Source organism: Vibrio ezurae NBRC 102218 (genome assembly GCF_000467185.1).
Classification (GTDB): Bacteria; Pseudomonadota; Gammaproteobacteria; order Enterobacterales; family Vibrionaceae; genus Vibrio; species Vibrio ezurae.
In genome coordinates, this window is the sequence record NZ_BATM01000023.1 from 15,392 (window position 1) to 38,028 (window position 22,637).

Annotated in this window: 18 protein-coding genes; 7 read left to right on the forward strand and 11 right to left on the reverse strand. The window is 44.2% G+C overall.

Going from position 1 to position 22,637, the window contains the following annotated elements; genetic code table 11:
• Window positions 1–4: 4 nt before the first annotated feature.
• Together VEZ01S_RS09235 and VEZ01S_RS09240 are read right to left on the reverse strand one after the other, a co-directional pair.
• Entirely contained in the window at window positions 5–1,498 is a 1,494-nt protein-coding gene (locus VEZ01S_RS09235) for a protein adenylyltransferase SelO (protein ID WP_021713772.1), read from the reverse strand.
• Window positions 1,499–1,555: 57 nt separating this feature from the next.
• Complete coding sequence (locus VEZ01S_RS09240) at window positions 1,556–3,148, reverse strand: ABC transporter ATP-binding protein (protein ID WP_021713773.1); 1,593 nt, start codon at window positions 3,146–3,148, stop codon at window positions 1,556–1,558.
• Window positions 3,149–3,401: 253 nt separating this feature from the next.
• Between VEZ01S_RS09240 and VEZ01S_RS09245 the strand changes: the two genes are divergently transcribed.
• Window positions 3,402–3,644 carry a hypothetical protein gene (locus VEZ01S_RS09245; protein WP_021713774.1) on the forward strand — a complete coding sequence of 81 codons (243 nt, stop codon included), beginning with the start codon at window positions 3,402–3,404 and terminating at the stop codon, window positions 3,642–3,644.
• Window positions 3,645–3,738: 94 nt separating this feature from the next.
• Here VEZ01S_RS09245 and VEZ01S_RS09250 read toward each other — a convergent pair whose 3' ends face one another.
• The 3 genes from VEZ01S_RS09250 to VEZ01S_RS09260 all read right to left on the reverse strand — a co-directional run bounded on the left by VEZ01S_RS09250 (window position 3,739) and on the right by VEZ01S_RS09260 (window position 7,739).
• A complete protein-coding gene (locus VEZ01S_RS09250; RefSeq protein ID WP_021713775.1) occupies window positions 3,739–4,752 on the reverse strand; it encodes an ABC transporter permease in 1,014 nt (337 codons plus the stop codon).
• Window positions 4,753–5,844: a microcin C ABC transporter permease YejB gene (locus VEZ01S_RS09255; protein WP_021713776.1), complete on the reverse strand. Its 1,092-nt coding sequence runs from the start codon at window positions 5,842–5,844 to the stop codon at window positions 4,753–4,755. It lies immediately after the preceding gene.
• Window positions 5,845–5,930: 86 nt separating this feature from the next.
• The gene (locus VEZ01S_RS09260; RefSeq protein ID WP_021713777.1) at window positions 5,931–7,739 is read right to left on the reverse strand and encodes an extracellular solute-binding protein; all 1,809 of its coding nucleotides are present in this window, start codon (window positions 7,737–7,739) and stop codon (window positions 5,931–5,933) included.
• A 306-nt stretch (window positions 7,740–8,045) separates the two neighbouring features.
• Here VEZ01S_RS09260 and VEZ01S_RS09265 point away from each other — a divergent pair, with 306 nt between their 5' ends.
• A complete protein-coding gene (locus VEZ01S_RS09265) occupies window positions 8,046–8,438 on the forward strand; it encodes a nitrous oxide-stimulated promoter family protein (RefSeq protein WP_040890603.1) in 393 nt (130 codons plus the stop codon).
• A gap of 58 nt (window positions 8,439–8,496) precedes the next feature.
• Here VEZ01S_RS09265 and VEZ01S_RS09270 read toward each other — a convergent pair whose 3' ends face one another.
• Window positions 8,497–9,951, reverse strand: a complete 1,455-nt coding sequence (locus VEZ01S_RS09270) for a DEAD/DEAH box helicase (RefSeq protein ID WP_021713778.1) — start codon at window positions 9,949–9,951, stop codon at window positions 8,497–8,499.
• 236 nt (window positions 9,952–10,187) lie between these two features.
• Window positions 10,188–11,042 carry a phosphatase PAP2 family protein gene (locus VEZ01S_RS09275; RefSeq protein ID WP_235868460.1) on the reverse strand — a complete coding sequence of 285 codons (855 nt, stop codon included), beginning with the start codon at window positions 11,040–11,042 and terminating at the stop codon, window positions 10,188–10,190.
• A 206-nt stretch (window positions 11,043–11,248) separates the two neighbouring features.
• Between VEZ01S_RS09275 and VEZ01S_RS09280 the strand changes: the two genes are divergently transcribed.
• The 3 genes from VEZ01S_RS09280 to VEZ01S_RS09290 all read left to right on the forward strand — a co-directional run bounded on the left by VEZ01S_RS09280 (window position 11,249) and on the right by VEZ01S_RS09290 (window position 13,803).
• Window positions 11,249–11,824 (forward strand): YceB family lipoprotein, encoded by a 576-nt coding sequence (locus VEZ01S_RS09280; protein ID WP_021713780.1) that lies wholly within the window; start codon window positions 11,249–11,251, stop codon window positions 11,822–11,824.
• Window positions 11,825–11,894: 70 nt separating this feature from the next.
• Window positions 11,895–12,479, forward strand: coding sequence for an acyl carrier protein phosphodiesterase (locus tag VEZ01S_RS09285; RefSeq protein ID WP_021713781.1), 585 nt, complete (start codon window positions 11,895–11,897; stop codon window positions 12,477–12,479).
• 52 nt (window positions 12,480–12,531) lie between these two features.
• Entirely contained in the window at window positions 12,532–13,803 is a 1,272-nt protein-coding gene (locus tag VEZ01S_RS09290) for a DEAD/DEAH box helicase (RefSeq protein ID WP_021713782.1), read from the forward strand.
• A 152-nt stretch (window positions 13,804–13,955) separates the two neighbouring features.
• On the opposite strand, the gene ltaE is transcribed toward VEZ01S_RS09290, so the two are convergent.
• Both ltaE and VEZ01S_RS09300 read right to left on the reverse strand, forming a co-directional pair.
• Complete coding sequence (gene ltaE, locus VEZ01S_RS09295) at window positions 13,956–14,963, reverse strand: low-specificity L-threonine aldolase (protein WP_021713783.1); 1,008 nt, start codon at window positions 14,961–14,963, stop codon at window positions 13,956–13,958.
• 11 nt (window positions 14,964–14,974) lie between these two features.
• Complete coding sequence (locus VEZ01S_RS09300) at window positions 14,975–15,493, reverse strand: NUDIX hydrolase (protein WP_021713784.1); 519 nt, start codon at window positions 15,491–15,493, stop codon at window positions 14,975–14,977.
• Window positions 15,494–15,751: 258 nt separating this feature from the next.
• Between VEZ01S_RS09300 and VEZ01S_RS09305 the strand changes: the two genes are divergently transcribed.
• Both VEZ01S_RS09305 and viaA read left to right on the forward strand, forming a co-directional pair.
• Complete coding sequence (locus VEZ01S_RS09305) at window positions 15,752–17,419, forward strand: ATPase RavA domain-containing protein (RefSeq protein ID WP_021713785.1); 1,668 nt, start codon at window positions 15,752–15,754, stop codon at window positions 17,417–17,419.
• 8 nt (window positions 17,420–17,427) lie between these two features.
• Entirely contained in the window at window positions 17,428–18,873 is a 1,446-nt protein-coding gene (viaA, locus tag VEZ01S_RS09310) for an ATPase RavA stimulator ViaA (RefSeq protein ID WP_021713786.1), read from the forward strand.
• 63 nt (window positions 18,874–18,936) lie between these two features.
• Here the strand turns inward: viaA and VEZ01S_RS09315 are convergent, their stop codons facing one another.
• Both VEZ01S_RS09315 and VEZ01S_RS09320 read right to left on the reverse strand, forming a co-directional pair.
• The gene (locus VEZ01S_RS09315; RefSeq protein ID WP_021713787.1) at window positions 18,937–20,595 is read right to left on the reverse strand and encodes an ABC-ATPase domain-containing protein; all 1,659 of its coding nucleotides are present in this window, start codon (window positions 20,593–20,595) and stop codon (window positions 18,937–18,939) included.
• A 73-nt stretch (window positions 20,596–20,668) separates the two neighbouring features.
• Entirely contained in the window at window positions 20,669–22,573 is a 1,905-nt protein-coding gene (locus tag VEZ01S_RS09320) for a sensor domain-containing phosphodiesterase (protein WP_021713788.1), read from the reverse strand.
• Window positions 22,574–22,637 lie beyond the last annotated feature (64 nt).

Genomic DNA, 22,637 nt, shown 5'->3' on the forward strand with positions numbered 1-22,637 from the left:
CTTGTTACGATGAGCAGCTCAGGCTATGGCCTTTTTGCTTTGCTGAAGGGGGCATTGCCCAATGCGCTGGACAATCATGACTGCGAAAAGGGTCTTCGAGTACCGTTAACCATTGCTCAATGACAGAAAATTGCCCACGTTCCACTAATGTAATCGCTTCTTGGGCAAGATGCGTTCTCAATAGATACTTCGGATTAACTTGTTGCATTGCGTGTTGGCGCACCTTATCAGAGGTGTAGTCAAGAGAAAGGCGGTCTTGATAGCGTGACAGCCAATGTTTAAAGTCAAGATGATTAAGCTTGAGCGTGACTTCGTGCTTGAACATGTGTTGCCATTGCCCGCTGTCGACCTCAGATAAACGCCTGATGGTGTAGTGGTAGTCTAGGTCGTGTTTTTCCATGAGAGATAACCCATCATTGAGCAGTTCACGATCGTTATCCTGCTCACTTATTAGGCCAAAACGTACTCGCATTAAGCGTTTATATTGACTGTGCAGCTGTGAAGAGTAGCTCTGGAGTATTGTCTCAATAGCTTGCTTATCTATGAGATTAGAGAGCGAGTAACCTAATGCAGAAAGGTTCCATTGTCCAATTCCTGGCTGTTGATCGAAGGCATAGCGCCCACTGTAATCACTGTGATTACAGATAAAGCTTGGCTGATAATTGTCTAAGAAAGCAAAAGGGCCATAATCAAAACTTAGCCCTAATATCGACATATTGTCGGTATTCATGACGCCATGACAAAAGCCATACGCGTGCCATTGTGCAAGGGTGTTGGCGGTGCTAGTGACCACTTGTTGAAAAAACTGCGCGTATTTATCTGTAGATTGGGGGTTGATTTCAGGCATATGCCAATACATCACGTGATCAGCTAACGCTGCCAAAGCTGGGTGTTGACCGGTATAAAATAAGTACTCGAAGTGACCAAAACGGATATGACTTGGGGCGACTCTTAATAGTGTGGCGGCGAACTCAATATCTTCCCTTTGAACCTGAGTGCGGGAACCCACCATGACTAATGCTTCAGTCGTTGGAATGTTTAAGCCCTTCATCGCAGCACTAATTAAGTATTCTCGCACGGTAGAGCGTAGGACCGCGCGTCCGTCACCCTGACGTGAATAGGGGGTTTGCCCGCTGCCTTTTAAGTGAAAATCCCACTTTTTATCCTCAAGTTTTGCACTATTTGGTGCTATAAACTCGGCGAGTAATACCCCTCGGCCATCGCCTAAATCAGGGTTGTATTGGCCAAACTGGTGTCCGGCGTACTTCATTGCCAGTGGCTTCCACTTAGGTAACATTTGGCTACCAGAAATCATTGAAAGCAACGCTGCTTCATTTTGAATGTCTATGCCCAGACGCTTTGCTAGAGATTGATTTATGTGAATCAGGTAGGGGTGCGTGAGTGGCTCTGGTAAAACAGGCGTTGAAAGTGCAGGGCCAAGGTTTGCGTAACTAAATGGATGATCGTTTAAATAGTTGAGTTCTGTTAAGCCTTTCATCCGCATCCCTTATTGATATATTACGGGTTAAGTTATTACTGATTAAGTATTAATGAGTCACATGCGTGACAGTGTCACTAGTTGTTGGGTGTATTGATGTTTTGGGGCGTTAAATACTTGCTCTGTTGCTCCATATTCAATCACTTTTCCTTCTTTTAGCACCATAGTATCGTGACACAATGAACGGACGACATTCAGATCATGGCTAATAAAAAGATAGGTCAGCTTATATTTTATTTGTAATGCTTTAAGCAATTCGAGCACTTGCGCTTGAACGGTTCTATCGAGCGAAGAGGTGGGTTCATCTAATAAAATAAACTCAGGCTTTAGAATGAGGGCACGCGCGATAGCAATGCGCTGACGCTGTCCTCCTGAAAATTCATTCGGGTAGCGATGCCGAGTGTGAATATCAAGATCCACCTCTTCCATCACACGACAAATCTGCTCATCAATTTGCTGTGCGTTAAGGTCATGATGGACTCGCAATCCCTCACCAATAATTTGTGCCACAGACATTCTAGGGTTGAGGGCAGAGAAGGGGTCTTGAAACACCACTTGCATGCGGCTTCTTAGTGGCAGCATCTGTTTGCGATCCAGCTGCGATAGCGGATGCTTATCAAAAATAATCTCACCTTGGCTTTCAATTAATCGTAAGATCGCCATACCTATGGTTGATTTTCCAGAACCACTTTCCCCTACTAAACCTAAAGTATGTCCTTTCTTAAGCGTAAAACTCACCCCGGTAACGGCTTTGGTATGATCGATCACGCGTTTAAAGACGCCGCCCATAATAGGGAACCACACTTTGAGATCGCAGGTTTCAATTAAAGTTGGGCTGTGTGCATCAGTAGCAACGGGTTGACCACTTGGGTCGGCATCAATGAGCATTTTTGTGTAAGGGTGCTTGGGCTGGTGGAATAATGAGTGGCAATCTGCGGTTTCTACTAACTTGCCTTCTTTCATGACGCACACACGGTTAGCGATGCGCTTTACAATGCTGAGATCATGGGTGATAAATAACATTGCCATTCCCAGCTCTTGTTGTAGCTCTTTGAGTAAATCAAGGATTTGCGCTTGTACTGACACGTCTAGCGCCGTTGTGGGCTCGTCCGCAATCAATAATTCGGGTTCGTTAATGAGCGCTAAAGCGATCATTACCCGCTGACGTTCACCACCGCTTAACTCATGCGGATAGGCATTGATTTTCCGTTCTGGATGGCGAATGCCCACTTTTTTTAACCAAGCTAAGGCCAAAGAGTGGGCTTTGTTGGCTCGTAAACCACGATGAATCTCGACGGTTTCAACTAATTGTTTGCCGATTTTGTGCAGGGGATTTAACGACACCATAGGTTCTTGAAAAATCATACCAATGCGTGCGCCGCGAACACCACGCATCTTGCGCTCAGATAAAGACAGCAGTTCTTGACCATCAAAATGGATGCAGCCTGATTGATAAACGGTACTCGCTTTGGGTAGCAAACGAAGAATTGCGTTGGCTGTGACCGACTTTCCGGAGCCGCTTTCTCCCACTAAGGCTAAGGTTTCACCTTTATGTACTGATAAGCTTATATTGTAAGTTACTGTTTTTGGGTTGTTTTTCCCGCCAAATGCCACCGATAGGTTGTTTATGTTGAGTAGCGGCTCTGTCATGTGAATGTCCTATTCATTGTACTTTGTAAGTCACAAATTAAAATGTTGAGTTTTTGGTCAATAAAAATTGTGTCAAACGGGACACAGGCAATGTACGTTTACTAAACAATAATTGCGCATTAGCTCTCAATTTTTCAAATAATGTATAGCTCTATCAAAAAAACTGATATAAAGTTAATTGTAGTATTTAAATACAACAGATGGTTTTAACACTTTGTCTGGTGACCCCCCTAAACTGACTCAGGAGGCTAAAATGCCAAAAGAAACTTACCAATCAGCTTACAGCCTCGCAAAAGAAGCGGAATTGCACCTTCAATTGCTGCAAAAATGCTTACGCTCTTTAGATGTCACTATCAACGATGCCTTGCCTCAAGCAACATCACTGATTGAAAATATTTCTGCTCAAAGTGCTACTAGCCTTTCTGCAACCGCTGAGCTTGCGAATGAATTACGAGGCGCGATTGCTAAAGCAAAGCTTTCTGAGCAAATGAGTTAATTATCTGTTCGTTTATCTTTTAAAAGGCGCTTATAGCGCCTTTTTTCGTTTTAAGCTTGTTCTCGAGCATTTTTCCTGCGCTATTTCTGCATACTTAGTGTGAGTGTGGGTCAAAAGCATCGCGCACCGCTTCACCAATGAATACCAGCAAGCTCAGCATGATGGATAGCACGACAAAGGCGGAGAATCCAAGCCAAGGTGCTTGTAAATTGGCTTTTCCTTGCGCCAACAGCTCACCTAATGATGGTGAGCCACTGGGTAAACCAAAGCCTAAGAAATCCAGCGAGGTCAATGTAGTGACTGAGCCTGATAAAATAAACGGAATCATTGTTAGGGTCGCGACCATGGCATTGGGCAACATGTGCCGACTGATAATACGTCGGTCACTGACCCCAAGCGCATGCGCCGCTTTAATGTAGTCAAAGTTGCGACAGCGCAAGAATTCGGCGCGAACGACACCCACTAAACTCATCCAACTAAATAACACCATGATGCCAAGTAGCCACCAAAAGTTTGGCTCAACAAAGCTGGATAAAATAATCAGCAAAAACAATGTTGGCATGCTAGACCAAACCTCGATAAAACGCTGTCCTATTAAGTCAAGCTTACCTCCGTAATAACCTTGGCTAGCACCGACAATGACCCCTATAAGGCTACTGATGATGGTGAGTACCACGCCAAATAATACCGAGATGCGAAAGCCATAAATAATTCGGGCCAGTACATCACGACCACGATCATCAGTGCCAAGCCAATTGGTTTTGTCTGGCGCAGACGGCGCTGGGGTGGGTAAATCATAATTGATGGTGTTGTAGCTAAAGCGAATGAGTGGCCAAACGATATAACCTTGTTCGTTGATAAGGTCTTGTACATACGGGTCGGTATAGTCGGCTTCAGCGACAAACTCTCCGCCGAAGTCGGTTTCAGAATAATGCTTAGCAATTGGGAAATACCAGCCATTGTCAAAGCTAATGAAGAGCGGCTTATCGTTTGCGACCAGCTCTGCAAATAAACTGATAGTAAACAAAACCATAAAGATCCACAGTGACCAATACCCGCGACGATTGCTCTTGAAACGTTCAATACGTAATTTAAGTAGTGGATTCATTTATCGCGCCTCAAAATCGATACGAGGATCGACCCAAGAATAGGTGAGATCGGAAATAATACTGAGCACAAGCCCTAGTAACGTCATGATATATAAAGAAGAAAATACTACTGGGTAGTCTCTCTGAATGGTGGACTCAAAGCCAAGTAAGCCAATACCTTCTAATGAAAACATCACTTCAATGAGCATAGAGCCTGTGAAAAAGATGCTGATAAAGGCACTAGGGAATCCAGCAATAATGATGAGCATTGCATTGCGAAATACATGCTTATACAGAATGTTGTTTTCATCCAAGCCTTTTGCTCTAGCCGTCACCACGTACTGTTTGTTTATTTCGTCAAGAAATGAGTTTTTGGTCAACATTGTTAGTGTGGCAAAACCGCCAATCACCATGGCTAGCGTCGGTAGGGCTAAGTGCCAGAAATAATCGATGACTTTCTGATACCAATTTAATGAATCAAAGTTGGAAGACACTAAGCCGCGCAAGGGAAACCAATCCAAATAATTTCCGCTGGCAAACAAGATGATGAGTACAATCGCAAATAAAAAGCCGGGAATAGCGTAGCCTACAATTACCAGTGCGCTGCTCCATATATCAAAGCGAGAACCGTGATGAATCGCTTTGATAATGCCTAAAGGTATCGACACTAAGTAAATAATTAAGGTGCTCCAAAGCCCAAGGGAAATAGACACAGGTAACCTTTCGACAATCAAGTCAATGACATCGCCGCCTTTAAATAGACTTTCACCAAAGTTAAAGCAAATGTAGTTTTTAAGCATCTCAAAGTAACGAACATGCAATGGTTTATCAAAACCAAACTGTTTTTTAATGGCGTCGATGACTTCAGGGTCCATCCCTCTAGAACCGCGATAGCCTGTGGTTTGTGCATCGTTACCTGCGGCGCTGAGTTCAACTTCTTGACCGCCGCCGCTAAAGCGTTCCATAACCCCTGAATCTAAACCTTCCATCTGAGCAATGGCTTGTTCAACAGGTCCTCCAGGCGCAATCTGAATGACAAAAAAGTTAATAGTGATGATGGCCCACAAGGTAGGGATGACAAGCAAAAGTCGTCGGATGATATAAGCTGACATTGCTACTCTATGTGTAAATTTGAAGACAAGGGGGATAGTCTCCCCCTACGTATCGATTGATATCGACCAAGGCTTAGACGCATGCTTTAGCGTCGTTTCGCTGGCAACTTTTGTGCTTTTGTCGTATCGACCCACCAAGTATCTAATCCCAGATCGTACTCAGGGCGAATATCCGGTCGGGAGAACTTATCCCAACTGGCAACGCGAAAACGACTGGTGTGCCACGCCGGAATAACATAAAAGTTCCAAGTAAGCACGCGATCGAGGGCAGGGCCCAGCGCTTTTAATTTTTCAGGGTCTTGCTGATGAAGATCAATTTGTTCGGTTAAGTAATCAATCGCCTTATTGTTCACACCCGCTTGATTATAGGTACTGTCAATGTAGTGACTGTTCCAAGCGATTTTTAATCCGTTATTTGGATAAGGATTCGCGGAGTATGATGAGAAGATCATATCGTAATCTCGTTCGTGCCAGCGCTTAAGGTATTGAGTGGTATCAACGGTTCGAATTTTCATGTTAATGCCTAAATTACTGAGGTTTTTCTTCAGCGGATCGGCGATTCTTTCGGTTGTTGGGCTATACACCATTAACTCAAATTCAAACGGTTTTCCGGTTTTAGTATGGGTGAGTACCCCTTTTTGTATTTCCCATCCAGCCTCTTTTAATAGCGTTAATGCACTGCGCATTTGGCTGCGAATACGCCCAGAACCATCACTGCGTGGTGGTACATAAGCTTGGCCAAAGACTCGGTTAGGAATTTGCCCTTTTAGGGGAGACAACACCTCAAGTTCGGAGGAGCTAGGCAGGCCTTTTGCTTGATAAGGCGTATTTTGGAAATAGCTGTTGGTGCGAGCGTACTGCCCGTAGAACATGTTTTTGTTCATCCATTCAAAATCGAGAGCATAGGTCAGCGCTTCACGGACTTTGGGCTGTTTAAAAATGTCGCTTTCAGTATTGTAAATAAACCCTTGCATGCCACGAGGCATGGTATTGCTGATTTCTTCTTTAACGATATAGCCTTTATCAAAATTACTGCCTGTATAAGCGGTGGCCCAAAATTTGGCGGTGCCTTCTTGTCGTAAATCGTATTCACCCGCTTTAAAGGCTTCTAGCATTACGGTGTCATCGCGATAGTAATCGTATTGAATTTGGTCAAAGTTGTTTCGGCCTACGTTGACCGGAAGATCTTGCGCCCAATAATCTTTAACTCGAGCATATGTGATGCTTTGGCCTGGCTTAAACGAGTCCACTTTATACGGGCCACTGCCAATGGGTGGCTCAGAGAGGGGCTGGCTTAAGTCTTTATCTTTCCAGAAGTGTGCCGGTAATACAGCACTACGTTGTACAAAAGAAAACAACACATCTCTATCGGATTTAAGCATATCGATGCGTACGGTTTTGTCATTGAGCGCTTTCACCGACTTTATGTTTTTATAATATGTCTTGTATTGAGGCACGCCTTGTTTAAGAAACTTTTGGAAGGTAAATTCCACATCTTTTGCGGTAATGGGCATGCCATCGTGAAACTTTGCTTTAGGGTTGATATCCACTTCCATCCACAAATAGTCGTCACTGTAACGTAGCTTTTCAGCAATTAAGGGATAAGAGGTATTAATTTCATCAGTGGGTGAGAACATCAAAGTGTCATAGAGTTCGCCGGTCATTTGTCCGGATTTACCTCGAGACGCGTAGCGGTTAAAACTGTCGTAGGTGCCCATGGCGGCGTAAGTCACATGGCCTCCTTTCGGAGCGTGTGGATTTACGTATTCTAGGTGGGGGAAATTAGCAGGGTATTTTGCCTCGCCAAAACCGGATAGATGTGTAGATTCAATCACCTGCGCGTGAAGCCATGGTGAACTAAAAACAGCGGCTATCAATAGCGTCCTTACTAACATGTTGTGCTCCATTCCCTAAATTGACGTATTACGCTTGAGTCTTATACGCAACTGATTGTACTTATTATCTTAGCTAAAACACAGGTCAGTACTTCAATAATAGTGATAAATATTGTGTTGCTGTGCGCAGAACTTTAAATAGCGTCAGACAAAATACAGTAAAGGAGGCTTATTGAGCATCTGTCGCTGGAAATATGACCGCTACCGTTTGGAGGTAACGAAATAACGCAAAAATGCCATATGGATAGAGTTATTGATTAGTTTAAAGGTATATACTAAATGTATGTACAAAGATAAGAGTAACTAATGCGCGAACCGCAAGATGAGATTTTAAGTGGAGAACTACTTAAAGAGCACAACACTGTGCACGCGATGATCACGATTTATTGCGCCAAACATCACCATGGCCAACAGGGATTATGCGCGCAATGCACAAGTTTAAGTAACTACGCTAAAACCAAGTTAGATCGATGTGTTTTTGGGCAAGGTAAGCCGACTTGTAATCAATGCCCCGTGCATTGTTATCGACCGGAGTTTAAGCAACAAATGAGAGCTGTGATGCGCTTTTCAGGTCCGAGAATGCTATTAACACATCCATTATTGGCGATAAGGCATTTAATGCATGAGAGAAAGCCTGCCCCAGAACTGCCCAAACACAATGTGTCGAATCGTCACTTAAGAAAGCAGGCTAAACAATAATCAATAATCAATAAACAGAGCGGTGCGATGTACACCGCTATATGTGATGTGGTGTTGTTTATTGATTATGGTTTGAGTTAGCTTTACCAGAACCGTTTTGAGGCGTGCCAAAACTGCGTTGCGGACGACGACCTCTTGCTGGCTTATTCGCTCCCTCATTTGCTGAGGTATTTCCTTTATTGTTGCTTTGACCAGACTGTCCGCCTTTTTGCGCAGCGCCTTGTGGTTTACCTTTGGACGAATGGCGGCGGTTTTTATTTGCCGGTTTGTGCCCGTTTGCATTGTCCGCTGAGCGTTGTCCGTCTTGGTGTCCTGTTTTCGCTTTCTTAGGTTTCTTCGGGCGAATAGGGCGCGTATCCAGTCTAGATTCTGGCAGTGGATTAACCGGTTGGAATCCAGGCATTACGTGACGCTCAAGAACCTTACCGATTAAACGTTCAATAGCAAATAACTCTTTAGCTTCGTCAGCGCATACTAATGAATAGGCTTTGCCTGTTTCACCCGCGCGACCGGTTCGACCAATGCGGTGCACATAGTCTTCTGATACGTGCGGCAAATCAAAGTTCACCACTTGTGGCAATTGAGGGATATCTAAACCGCGCGCAGCAATATCAGTGGCGACTAATACGCGGATTTTGCCCGTTTTAAATTCTTCTAATGCTTTGGTGCGGGCGCCTTGGCTTTTGTTTCCGTGAATAGGTAATGCTGAAATATTTTCGGCTTCTAAGAAGCGCGCTAAGCGGTTTGCACCGTGCTTAGTTTTACTAAACACTAACACCTGTTGCCATTCACCTTGCTTAATCAAATTCGCCAAGATGGCTGATTTTTGCTTTTTATCAGAAACGTAAATACTTTGCTCAACAAGCTGAGTGGTTGAGTTAGGTGGGTTTACCGACACTTCGACAGGGTTATTAACCAAGCCACGTGCTAAATCACGAATTTCTGGAGAGAAAGTGGCGGAAAACAGTAGGTTTTGACGCTGTTTTGGCAGTAAATCAAGAATTCGCTTTATGTCGCGAAAGAACCCCATATCCAGCATGCGATCCGCTTCGTCCAGCACCAGCACTTCTAGTTGCGAAAATTTCACCGCGTTTTGGCTATGCAGATCTAATAAGCGACCTGGCGTTGCCACCAAAACATCACAACCTTTGCGAAGGTTGAGCATTTGTGGGTTAATTTTTACGCCGCCAAATACCACTGTGGAAGTGGTTTCAAGGTGTGCGCTGTATTGAACAACACTATCATGAACTTGAGCCGCTAATTCGCGAGTGGGCGTTAAGATTAACGCGCGGACATGATTTCCCTTAGGTCTTGGGCCTGAGCTTAATCTTTCTAACAATGGCAAACTGAAACCGCCGGTTTTACCGGTACCGGTTTGCGCAGCTGCCATGACGTCTTTACCTGCAATAATGGCAGGGATAGCTTTCTCTTGGATAGGGGAAGCCTTTGTATAACCTAGATCGTCAATAGCGCGAAGAATAGGGGCAGATAGACCAAGGGAGTCAAAACTCATAGATGTTCTCGATGTGAAAGGGTGGAGGCGGATTTGCCTGCAAACTAAGAAACTAGTAGGAGCGTAGTTGAATAAAGTAGAAAACGCTCACCTTCTTGGGAAGGAGCGCTATTTTGCGTTCTTTCAGCTAAGACATCAATAAGAATCTACGGCCTAGCCAATAACTCAGGTATTTATCCAAGAAAAAGGGAAGAAATGCACAGACCTCTTCCCCAAAATACGGCCAGTTTGCCAAACTAAGGCAAACGTGAAGAGGGTGCGGGAATGAACATCGCAATGATTCCAACCACCAGCGCTGAGCCCATGAGATCTTCAGGTCTATGCATACCCAGCCAAAGACGACTGTAGGCCACCCCTAGCGCCCAAACAAATAGTACCGATAGGGCCAAATATTGTTTGCGCTGCACAAATAAACCGCCAAAGAAAAACAAGCACAACGCCACAAAAACCGTGTGCCCCGATGGGAACGAATAGTCTGTTTCTCCTTGCCAATGAATGGTGCGCCAATGTGAGACGCTTTGTGATGCTTGAGCAATCACCGCATTTTGATCTGGCGTATCGAGATGATAAAAGTCTTGCGGAGAATCCACTAAATGCAATTGTGTTAGTGCTTCTGTATATGGACGAGGGCTTTGAGTGACTTTTTTCAATAGTGATTTAGCGCCAAAAGACAGTACCAACAGCACCCCAAGCTGAACCATTAACATCAACAAGCGTTTTCTGTTGGGGGTTTTGATTGCGATGGCGACAACTAAAGCCGCTAAGGTGATCAAAAAACCTTGCTTACCTGCTGAGTAGGTTAAATAAGTAAATATCACTCCAAAAATACTTGAATCTGAACTTAGTAAGTCTACGGATGGGATAACAGAGGTGAAAAGGGTTACGGCAATAAGAAACCCCCCGACAACCAAAAGACCACTAATATTATTTTTCCAGTATTGTAAATTCATCTTGCCTTTAGCTCTTAATATGTTGATTTGAACAGTGTAACGTGTAGAACGCATTGCTCGTAAAACTGAAACTAATATTTCGTTCAGATGCTGATTATATGGGCGAGTATCTGCGCTTTCGCATGCTACTTTACTCGGCATGCGCACAATACTTGAAATCTTTGCTGTCGATTGTCAAAACGAGGCGAATTTTTCCATAAGTCTAGCCAACCGGCGGATATTTACGCGTCAGTAATTTTCGGCTGTTAAATCAGTAAATCATCGAGCCTTTACTTTAGGCATTACATAATAGCACCTTGACAGTGACAAGGTTTCCCACTTAGCTGTAAACAAGGTGGACCATAAAAATGAAGAGAATGACCCTGCCAAACGTGAAATGGTTATATACCCTTTTGGGTCTTTTGCTTGCCTTAGGGCTAAGCGGATGCACCAGCTATAGCGTCACCGAACAAGAAATGACGGATTATCTGCATGACAATGTCAGTTTTAATCAGTCAGTGGGCATTGAAAACGTCATGTATGCGCAAGTCTCAGTCACCGATCTTGCTGTCAAAATAGGTCGAACTGATGCGGATCGTGTCGCAGTACACGCCAACACGTTAGCAAAAATACAGTTATTTAATGCACAAAAGCAGCAGCTTGATTTAGACATAGAGTTTAGCGCGATACCGCGTTATGACGCTAAAACAGGAGAGGTGTATTTACAGTCGATTCGCTTAGAGGAATTGACCGAAAACGGCACACCGCTCGCGGCGGATATTAAACGATTGATTAAACCTGCCGTTGCTATGATTGGTTACGGCCTATCCCAAAACCCAGTTTACCAACTCGATAGCAATGTATTGCAAGAAGCTTTGATTAAATCAGCGCAACCTAACCTTGTGATTAGAGACAATAAATTGGTCATCGAATTGTTTGATTAATTAATATGTGGAATGTGATGAGGGCATTTGCTAACTATGGGCATGTTAAAGTGATACAAGGCAGGCGAAAATGAATTTTTTAGGGCATCTGCACCTTGCTCATAAAAGCCAAAGTAGCTTGCTGGGAAATCTTCTTGGAGATTTTGTGCGAGGTAACCCGGAAGGGCGCTTTGAGCCGGCTATCACCCATGGCATTCGTATGCATCGTTTTATCGACAGTTTTACCGATAGCCACCCCGCGATTGTCGCTATCAAGCCGTTATTTGGTGAACGACGCCGATTTTCTCCTATCGCATTAGATGTGTTTTGGGATCATTGCCTTACCCAGCATTGGCGTCATTTTCATCCGCATTCGTTAGCGCAGTTTTGCCATAATGCACAGAGCCAGACTCACCCTAAATGGGTGCATACATCATTACCCGAGCGTTATCAATACGTCATTAGTGCTATGTGGGATGGCGGTTGGATTTTTTCTTATCAGGAGCTTGAGAATATCGAATTTGTCCTTAAACGAATGTCGAAGCGCAGTGAACGCATGGCCCCTCTAGCGGAATGCTTTGCAACTCTTGAAACACACTATCAGACGCTTAATCAGGTATTTCTCGATTTTTATCCCGATGTGATAGAGGCTGTAACTCACGTCAAATTAAAGTAGAATCCCTGCCTTGCACTCTCTATCTTGAAATAATCCCCAAGGGAACGACCTAATGCCTTCATCACAATTTGCCGACCTTGGTCTTGAGACCGCTTTAGTCGAACATCTAGAGACACTGAATATCGTGACACCCACTCCGGTACAAGCCGAAGGCATTCCTTTGGTGCTTGCAGGACGTGATGTGTTAGCCGCCGCACAAACAGGCACAGGGAAAACGGCTGCGTTTGGTTTGCCAATGATACAAAAATTGATGGCAGAGGTCAGTGTTCATAATCCGCAATCGCAATGTAAAGTCAAAGCATTGGTATTGGTGCCAACCCGCGAACTGGCGCAGCAAGTGTTTGATGCCATTACCGAATATGCTAAACCTACTGAGCTTAAAACGGTGGTGGTGTACGGCGGTACCAGTTTTAATGTGCAAGTGACTAACCTCAATAAAGGTTGTGATATTTTGATTGCGACCCCAGGAAGATTGCTTGATCACCTATTCAATAAAAATCTGACGTTGCAATACACACAATACCTAGTACTTGATGAAGCCGATAGAATGTTAGATATGGGCTTCATGCCTGATATAAAACGCATATTGCAAAAGCTTAATAGCGAACGCCAAACCTTATTCTTTTCAGCCACCTTTAAAAAAGCGGTTAAAAACCTAGCATATAAGATCCTAAACAATCCTGCGGAGGTGGAGGTTACTCCAGCCAATTCCACCGCTGACAGTGTTGAACAAATTGTCTATCCGGTGGATAAACATCGTAAGCGTGAATTGCTCTCTTATTTGATTGGTTCGCGTAACTGGCAACAGGTATTGGTGTTTACTCGAACCAAAGAAGGTGCGGAGGCGCTGGCAAAAGAGCTTAAGCTAGATGGTATTCAAGCTGCTTCAATTCATGGTGATAAAAGCCAAGGTGCAAGACAGCGCGCCTTAAATGATTTTAAAGCGGGAAAAGTGCGTGCGCTGGTGGCAACTGACGTTGCTGCTCGTGGTATTGATGTGAAAGAGTTAGAACATGTCATTAACTTTGATATGCCTTATAAAGCCGAAGATTATGTGCATCGCATTGGTCGAAGTGGTCGCGCAGGCAATATTGGGCATGCCGTTTCTTTGATGAGTCATAGTGAGCAATATCTTTTAGAGGCGATAGAGCGCCTATTAGATCAAAAATTGCCTCAAGAATGGCTGGCAGGCTTCGAGCCTAGCCCAGATTCAGAAGTGTTTGCCGAGAACAGTGCGCCTCGTCGCAGTCGCAGCTCGGAAAAACGCAAGCTGAAAGCCAAATTAGGTGTGCATAAAAATCGCGGTAAGAATCGTCGCCGCTAAGTTACTAAGTTACTAAGTTATTAAGTGGATACCTGCGCTATTTCTGCTTGCTTACCTAGTGTGAACGGTATTCGATAACCCTCCCTTTTATTGTAGACACAAAAAAACCTTCTTTTTCAATGAAGAAAAAGAAGGTTTTTTATGTTATTGCCTTAGTTTACATGACTGGCTAAGCGTTCAAGGAGTCGATGAATGTCGCTTTCTGTAACGTCTTTATGAGTGACAAAGCGAACAGGGTTACTTGGCGAAACGAGAATGCCTTCTTTTTCCAGCTCAGCGCAAATAGCGTCAATATCAATGCTGTCATCCAGTTTGGCAAATACGATATTGGTTTGCACAAGATCTGGGTTCACGTTAACGCCTTTAAGTTGCGCTAAGCCTTGCGCCAAAATGTGAGCGTTTTTATGGTCCACTGACAATTGAGCGACTTGCTCAGTGAGTGCTAGTTTGCCAGCGGCCGCCAACAAGCCCACTTGACGCATACCACCGCCGAGCATTTTACGGATACGACGAGCTCGCTTAATGGTGACACTGTCACCGAGTAGTAGGGAACCAATAGGCGCACAAAGGCCCTTTGATAAACAAACGGTCATGGTATCAAAATGCTGAGCAATTTCTTTTATATCCACTTGCAATGCCACGGCGGCGTTATAAACACGGGCACCATCAAGGTGTAATTTTAAACCGTGCTTGTCTACAAATTGACGTGCCTGCGCTAAATACTCTAATGGCAGAACTTTACCGTTAATGGTGTTTTCTAAACTGAGTAATTTTGTTTGAGCAAAGTGGAAATCATCGGGTTTTATCGCTGCGGCAAGCTTTTTAAAACACAAGGTACCGTCAGGCTCATTCTGAACAGGTTGAGGTTGAATCGATCCCAATACCGCAGCGCCTCCCGCCTCATAGCGAAAGTTATGAGCTTGCTGGCCACACAAGTATTCGTCGCCACGCCCACAGTGTGACATTAACCCCAGTAAGTTTGCTTGCGTACCCGAGGAGGTAAATAATGCGGCTTCAAAACCGTGCGTCTTTGCCGCCCAAGCCTCTAGATCGTTGACGGTAGGATCGTCTCCATACACATCATCACCTACCAAGGCGTTGGCAATGGCATCACGCATTGCTTGAGTGGGTTTGGTTACCGTATCAGAGCGAAAATCCATGTGCGTTCCTTTTAATTGAGTGCTCCGGTGAGCAGAGCTTTAGATAATGTAGCGATAGTTTTAGCGTCCGTGATTTTGTCTTGCTGTATCCAAGAGAGTAGTTGGTCGACAGAGACATCAAGCACTTCGATCACTTCGTCGCTATCTTGGCTTAATCGCTGTGTTAATGAGAGTTCTTCAGCCAGATACAGATATTGTATTTCATTACAAAATCCAGCCATCGGCGTGAGTTGACCCAAACTTTGCCATTTTTTGGCGCTATACCCTGTTTCTTCTTCAAGTTCACGTTTTGCTCCGCTAAGAGGGGCTTCGTTTTCTTCAAGAGTGCCTGCGGGAATTTCTAGAAGCCATTCTTTTAAAGAAGGTCGATACTGATTGAGTAATAATAGCGTATTGTTCGGCGTTTTCGCCAAAATGACCACAGCACCGGGATGAGATACGGAGGTATGTTGAACCTCTACGCCATTAGGCAGTGTCTGAGATTCTTCAATTAAAGAAAGATTCTTCCAACGATGAAGTGTTCTGTGCATTATTTGTTACTCAATTATGATGGTTTTTAGGTCTTTAACTGTGCATATTTAGGCGGATCTGCACAGCTATGAAAGCCGTTCTACTCAAACTAACGTAATGAATGGAATGGTTAAACAACACATTTACAAACTAAGTTTGCAGTGTGAGCAAGATCTCGTTAAGTTATTAGGTCTGTTAGGGAAAATAGCCCGTCTGTGGCATATAATTTCACTAGATTCAATTTCATCAATACATCCGCTTAATGGAGCAATTTAAGAATGGAAAACACTCGTGTGTCTCATGCACAACGTGCACTGCGTTCTGAACGTATCAATAAATTGGTTAAGGTACTTTCAGAAGGGGTTTATGAACGTGAACACACTATCAAACTCTGTTTGTTGGCAGCCTTATCAGGAGAGAGTGTTTTTCTACTCGGGCCTCCCGGGATCGCGAAGAGCTTGATTGCTAAACGTTTAATTTCGGCGTTTGAAAGTAGCAGTTACTTTGAGTATTTAATGACCCGTTTTTCGACGCCTGAAGAGGTGTTTGGTCCTCTTAGTATTCAAGATCTTAAGGATCATGGACGTTATGTTCGTTTAACCGAAGGGTATTTGCCCACCGCAAACGTGGTATTTTTGGATGAAATCTGGAAAGCCGGCCCAGCCATTTTGAACACACTATTGACCGTGGTGAATGAGAAAACCTTCAAAAATGGCAACGAAATTGAAAAAGTACCGATGCGCTTGTTGATTTCGGCTTCCAACGAATTGCCTGACCAAGACAGCGGTCTTGAAGCGCTTTACGATCGAATGTTAGTTCGTGTATTTGTTAATCGTATTCAAGATAAGAAAAACTTCCACAGTATGTTGACTGTCGGCACCCATCAAGAAGCAAAAGTGCCACAAGAGTTGGCAATCTCGAATGACGAATACAACCAGTGGTTAAAAGAGCTCGACAGTCTGCCTTTGTCTGACGAACTATTTGATAAATTGTATCAGCTTAAAACCATGCTTGAATCTCGTCATAAAGAGAACGAAGAGCAGTTAAATAGCGATGAACTGTATGTCTCTGATAGACGCTGGAAGAAAGCCGTTAAACTGTTAAAGGCAAGTGCATTTTTCAACGGTAGACAAAAAATTAACCCTCTGGATCTACTGTTGATTCAAGACTGTTTGTGGAACAGTCCGGCGTCGCGCTTGATAGTTCGAGAAGTGATGCATGAATTTGCGTTAAAGCATGCGTTTAATCAACAAGAAATATTACACATCATTGAAGAGAGCAATGACGCACTCGAAGAGATCCAGTGTGAAATTGAAGATGACAACGTTGTGCTAGTAGAGCCTGAACAAAGCTCCGGTCTATTGCGTAAAGGGAAAGAGGGTTACAAAGTTGACCTTGATGATTGGCGAGCACACAGCGTGGGTAATGCACGTAATCTGCTCAAGTTGGTATTGCTACAGAGCAATCAATCGGTGTCAGAACATGACAAAGGCGACACTCGTTACGTCTTTGTTCCTGAAACGGAGTTAGTTAACGCCATCAACCACGGCGGCGGCGATGTCTACGGTTATGTGAATCATAACCCGAACCTAATGTCGTTGAAATTTGCGCTCGATGGCGATAACCACTTAGTTATAAAAGACATTGCCAACCGTTCTGTGCTGGTGGGTTTAGTGACTCAGTCAGGGATAGATGAAGAACAGCATCAGCAATGGCAGAGCAGAGCAGAAGAAGCGGTAAATCGACTAATGCAAGCCGAGTTGTTACTGACTAAAGTGCGTTCTGATTTTCATGGGGCGTTGCCACATAATTTCATTGAACCTGAGTTACCTATTGCGATGGAGTCGAGTTTACAGCAACTTTCAAGTACCTTAAATGAGTCGCAACAGCGCTCGAAGAAGGTCGCGCAAAGAATCGGTATGCTTGCCGGCTTCTTTTCGGAGTAGGAGGAATAATGCTGGGTGTTGACGCATTAAACCTCGCGATCTCTGTCGCGGATTCTGGATTAGTCGAAACGGCTGTTAACGATCTTATTGGTCGCAGTCAGGTATTAATTGAATCTGAAAAGCCGGGGATGCAAGCATCGGTGAAAGATCACTTGAGAAAGTGGAAAAGAACGGCAAAAAGGCGCATTAGTAAGGCATCTGACTCAGAGCAAATTCGTCAAGAATTAGCACTGTATCAAACGGTGATTCATTGGGATGAAGTGCAGTTTGCTGATGATATTAAAACCATCATTGTGCAGCTTAAAGGAAAAAGTGATTTCTACGGGACGGCAAAGCGATTGCTTGAACGACAGCAAAACACACCTAACCCGATGTTTGCGCACTTCTTTTGTGATCAATGGTATCAGTCGCTTTTCCAGTCGGTGAAACAATTGCAGCTTGATGAGCTGGAAATCGACAAACAAAAGTTTTTAGATGATCTATACAATCGTATGGAAAACATGAAAAACATGCGCCAGATTGGCGATGAAGGCGACGACGCGCAACTTGGCCGTTTGTGGGATATGGCAGCGGCAAAGCTTAGCCGTGGTGATGTCTCAACGATGACAAAATACGCCACATTTTTACGTAAGCACAGCGGTTTAAAAGAGATCGCCAATGAATTAGGTCGTATGGCCAGTCAGGTGGATGATCCTGCGCTTAGGAAAAACCCCGCAGTAGAGCTACAGTTTGTCGAGGAGCAGTCCAATGAAGCGACCGACGATATCGTTGGCATTCATGAAAGTGACGACTTAAGTAAACTGCTCCCCAACGAAACCATGTTTCTTGCTTATCCAGAGTTGGAAGTCATTTTCTACAAGCACTTAGTCGATAAGCGTTTAATGAATTACCGCACAGCAGGTAAGTCTCGTAAATTACGCAAAGTGAATGCGCACACGCCCAATTCCAGTGAATTGGATTTAGAGAAAGGGCCGTTTATTGTGTGTGTTGATGCCTCTGGCTCTATGAGTGGTTTCCCAGAGCAGAGCGCTAAAGCGATGGCGTATGCCTTAATGCAAATCGCGCTGGCAGAGGAGCGAGATTGTTTTGTATTGATGTTTTCAACCGAGCAAATCACCTACGAATTGACTAAAAAAGATGGATTGCGCGAAGCGTGCGATTTTCTGTCTTATACGTTTCATGGTGGCACTGACTTTGAACCCGTATTGCAAAAATGCATTGATTTAATGCACTCCGATAAATACTTGAATGCGGATATGGTGGTACTGTCCGACTTTATTGCCCCAAAACAATCGCAAGAAATGGTCGATAAAGTGAACGATCTTCAAGCTGGGCATAATCGATTTCATGCGGTTTGCTTGTCAAAATATGGCAACCCTGAATTGCTGGATATCTTTAGCCATCATTGGAGTTATCACCCCGGTCTAATGGGACGTTTTATTAAAAAGTTATAGTGGGCATTTGAGAAAGTAATGACGTTGCTCCCTAAGATAAGGGAGCAAACGGATAGGGAAGGTTTACTTTGCCGCTTTAAACTGAGCTTTACGCAAGCGGTTTAAGGTTGCAAGCAAATCCAGCACTCTTGGTTTTGCAATGTCACCGTTGTTTGGCATCGTTGCATGCCAATCTGGCGTTTCGAGTAAGGCATCACTGTCTAGCAGCAGATTTGAACTCCAACCTGGTTGCTGCGCAAGTTGAAACAGCGTCCATCCTATTGCATTGATTTCATTAGATGTTTGTAATTGCTCTAAGGCTGAGATATCAATAAACTCTTTGCCAAAGCGCAGAGAACTTTTCCCTTTAGCCCCCACTCTAAATTTACCTTCTGCGAGTAAGGTTTGCAGGCAAGCGCGATTGAATGAACGCGTTTGGCTTTCTTGTAGCGGGTGGTCACATTCGTGGTGACGCTCAGAGGGATGCTGAGCAATCACTTGTTTGGCCTTCTCCGTCACATCGACAGGTTGATATTCATGCATTTGTATGACGTTGTCGGCTTCATCAAGGTAATCACCAGATCCGCCCATGACGATAATTGAGCTAATCTGCTCTTGGTCGCGCAGTTCGGCGATTCTGTCCACTAACGGGGTAATGGGCTCCGCTTCTTTTGCCACTAGCGCCTGCATGCGTTCATCTCTGATCATGAAGTTGGTCGCTGAGGTATCTTCATCGATAAGCAGACACTTTGCCCCTGACTCTATCGATTCTTGTAACCATGCGGCCTGGGAGGTAGAGCCAGACGCGTCTTGAGTTGAAAAATCGGTGGTGGATTTTTGCATCGGTAGGTGGTTAATAAAGTTGGCGATGTTGAGGTTGTGCACGCAACGACCGTCTTCGGCACGAATCTTCATGCTTAGAGGATCAGTAACACAATATTCACGACCATCACCAGGTAGATGATCATAAATGGATTTTTCAATAGCAGTAAGCAGTGTTGATTTTCCATGGAAGCCACCGCCGACAATCAAGGTAATGCCTTTTTTGATTCCAAGTCCCGTAACGTAGCCACGGTTTGGTGTATGTAAGGTAACGGCAAGCTGCGACGGTGCCTTGATTGGCAACGCTTCCTTCATCGGTAGATCGCTTTCGCCGGAAAGGCGAGGCAATACACTGTTATTGGCAATAAAGCTGACCAAATTATGTTCAGCGAGTTGTTCACGCAGCGCGTGTTGATCTTCAATCACTTCGCAATGTTGCGTAAAGCGAGTTTGATCTAATTCACGCCATAACGTGGCCTTACGTATGTATTTTGGAAGGTAAAAGGTAATGATATTGAGTGCTTTCTTAGCCAGTATAGAACGACCATCTGCGGGAAGGTTAATTCGAAAGCGTAGTTCTATCCCTTGTTCGGTAAACAATACGGCGGTGTTATCAAGTACCACTTGGGCAGTGGTTGCAACGGAAATGGCGTTGTCTTGTTTAGCAAACTCAGCAAGGGTTCGACCGATAAAATCTCGCGCGGCTAATTGATAGGCTTCAGAGGTCTCTTTAATGAAATCTAAACCGGTAACAGACCACGGGCGCACGGCTCTGAACCGTGAAGGGGATGCGTAGGAATCACCTTGTACATGGTCAATGTGCAAGGTGAAGTCGGTAAAGTCATAGCTTCCCTTGATCTGTTGGTAAGCGCTGTAGTTTTGTTTTTCGAGTTTTTTTAATTTTGCGGTGAGCAGATCCATTTGGGAACCCTAGATTTCAAGCATTTGCGGATTATAACAACCCTTGAGCGACTATGTTTATAAAATTCCTAACCTAATGCAGGTTTATCTCACCTTGGGTGTATAAAAACTGTTCAAAGTCTTTGCGAGTCATTGGCCCATGATACTTTTTCCCTTCTGCATACGGGGTATTAAATTGCATCAGCCATTGTTCTTGCTCTTTGCTTTCAACCCCCGTTAAGACGGTGTCTAAACCCAATCGGCCAGTGATTTGCATTAAGGAATGCAGAAAGCTGCGGTCTTCTGAGCTGTGTTGCAAGTTATCGGTAAAAGACTTATCAATTTTTATGCGCTTGAAAGGGCTGTGTTTGAGATAACTAAAAGAGGCGTGTCCATGCCCAAAATCACACAAGGTTAAGTGGATACCTAAGGAGGCGATCTGCTCCAAGGTCGGTTGTAAGGTCGACTCGTTCGCAAAGAGCTGCTTTTCGGACACTTCAATTTCTAACGCATTGCCAGATAGACCTTCTTCTTTTAGCCATAAATGCAAATAGGTCGCTAAATCTTTGGAGGCGAGCTGACACGCATTAAGATTGATTGCCACTCTAAATTGAGGTTTGACCTTTCGCCACTGCTTGGCAATAAGTAAGGATTTTTTCACCATAAAGTGGCACAGCGCATCGGCTATCTCTGGCTGATCACATAATTGGCTAATAGAGAGTTCAGATACGCTACCTAAAATAGGGTGATCCCAACGAATGGACGTACTGGCACTGTGACATTGACCATTTTTTAGGGACAATTGCGGCTGGTAAAACAGTTTGATGGCGTTATCTCGTATTGACTCGATAAAGTAACTCTCTAATCGGTTGAGTTTGGTACCACCATCATTTTGATTCTCAGCATAAAAAAGAATGCGCTTGCCTGACTCTCGAGCGTTTTTCATCGCTTGATAGGCTTGTACGGTAAGCGCTAGGTTTTGTGGATTGCGTTGCGGGTGACTGACAGACGCGCCCACATACACTTGCAAGCGCACTTTACCCGAAGGCACATCAAAATCTTGTGATGTGACGTCCATTATATGGCGGATAATGGCATCATAGTTATGACTGTCGTTATTGGACAATAACGTAAAGGCGATGTCATTGGCACGGGGACGGGCACTTAACTGAGTTTTGGGGCCAAGTTCACCCAGCTTGTCTTTTATCTGTTTTATGATTTGATCTAGGGTTTCTGCGCCCATCTCTATTTGAATTCTCTGGCCATTGCTGATGCCAAGGTAAAATACCGCTACTTCTTGGTTATGCAGATCGGCTTGATTGACGATTCGGTTGGTTTCTAATTCCCACGCCTTGGCGTTTAACAGCCCGCTACCGGTATCATGATGCTGTTGATAATGGATCTCACGCTCTAGTTGCTTACGTTTGGTGGACTCTTTATCCAATTGAAAGCTTAGATTGGCCAGCTCTACCGTGCGGTTTTGAATCCGTGATTGCAGCTCTTTGTTGACCAACTGTAATTTCTGGTTTTGATAAATCACCGTGAGCTGTGCCTCTACCGAATCTTTAAATACCGATAGCAGCTCACGAATGGCAATCTTAAAATGATTAATTTTGTTGTCGAGAATGGATAACGTGCCAAAGGGGGTTCCGTTAGGCCAGTGTAAAGGGACACCTAAATAGGAAAGAGTTTGCTCAGTCAGTGGCTTGGGCAGATGTTGCCATTTAGGATCTTGCGTGCGATCAGGTACGACCAAAATGGAATCATTTTTTAAGGTCGTTTCACAAAAGTGTTGCTCTCCAAGGGCGAAGGTATCACCGACCTGAATCGGATTATTAATATTGTGGTTACAGCAGAACACATCTAATTGATGTTGATTTAGTCGATTTATCATGGCCATTGGCACATGCGAAAACTGCGCTAAAATCTCTAACATGTCCTGCCATGAACAGTAAATTTTATTAGGGACTTCTAGTTGTTGGGTATTAACTCTGGCCATGCGTAATCCATTACTTTGCCATTAATTGATGAACATTAAGCGCACGTTGGTAAAATCCTTTCAC

Bases quoted from the DNA above. Each gene is read 5' to 3' on its own strand.
- VEZ01S_RS09255 (WP_021713776.1), bottom strand. From the start codon at position 5,844: ATGTCAGCTTATATCATCCGACGACTTTTGCTTGTCATCCCTACCTTG.
- VEZ01S_RS09265 (WP_040890603.1), top strand. From the start codon at position 8,046: ATGCGCGAACCGCAAGATGAGATTTTAAGTGGAGAACTACTTAAAGAG.
- viaA (WP_021713786.1), top strand. From the start codon at position 17,428: ATGCTGGGTGTTGACGCATTAAACCTCGCGATCTCTGTCGCGGATTCT.
- VEZ01S_RS09290 (WP_021713782.1), top strand. From the start codon at position 12,532: ATGCCTTCATCACAATTTGCCGACCTTGGTCTTGAGACCGCTTTAGTC.
- VEZ01S_RS09245 (WP_021713774.1), top strand. From the start codon at position 3,402: ATGCCAAAAGAAACTTACCAATCAGCTTACAGCCTCGCAAAAGAAGCG.
- VEZ01S_RS09280 (WP_021713780.1), top strand. From the start codon at position 11,249: ATGAAGAGAATGACCCTGCCAAACGTGAAATGGTTATATACCCTTTTG.
- VEZ01S_RS09250 (WP_021713775.1), bottom strand. From the start codon at position 4,752: ATGAATCCACTACTTAAATTACGTATTGAACGTTTCAAGAGCAATCGT.
- VEZ01S_RS09275 (WP_235868460.1), bottom strand. From the start codon at position 11,042: ATGCCGAGTAAAGTAGCATGCGAAAGCGCAGATACTCGCCCATATAAT.
- VEZ01S_RS09300 (WP_021713784.1), bottom strand. From the start codon at position 15,493: ATGCACAGAACACTTCATCGTTGGAAGAATCTTTCTTTAATTGAAGAA.
- VEZ01S_RS09320 (WP_021713788.1), bottom strand. From the start codon at position 22,573: ATGGCCAGAGTTAATACCCAACAACTAGAAGTCCCTAATAAAATTTAC.
- VEZ01S_RS09240 (WP_021713773.1), bottom strand. From the start codon at position 3,148: ATGACAGAGCCGCTACTCAACATAAACAACCTATCGGTGGCATTTGGC.
- VEZ01S_RS09285 (WP_021713781.1), top strand. From the start codon at position 11,895: ATGAATTTTTTAGGGCATCTGCACCTTGCTCATAAAAGCCAAAGTAGC.
- VEZ01S_RS09270 (WP_021713778.1), bottom strand. From the start codon at position 9,951: ATGAGTTTTGACTCCCTTGGTCTATCTGCCCCTATTCTTCGCGCTATT.
- ltaE (WP_021713783.1), bottom strand. From the start codon at position 14,963: ATGGATTTTCGCTCTGATACGGTAACCAAACCCACTCAAGCAATGCGT.
- VEZ01S_RS09305 (WP_021713785.1), top strand. From the start codon at position 15,752: ATGGAAAACACTCGTGTGTCTCATGCACAACGTGCACTGCGTTCTGAA.
- VEZ01S_RS09315 (WP_021713787.1), bottom strand. From the start codon at position 20,595: ATGGATCTGCTCACCGCAAAATTAAAAAAACTCGAAAAACAAAACTAC.
- VEZ01S_RS09235 (WP_021713772.1), bottom strand. From the start codon at position 1,498: ATGAAAGGCTTAACAGAACTCAACTATTTAAACGATCATCCATTTAGT.
- VEZ01S_RS09260 (WP_021713777.1), bottom strand. From the start codon at position 7,739: ATGTTAGTAAGGACGCTATTGATAGCCGCTGTTTTTAGTTCACCATGG.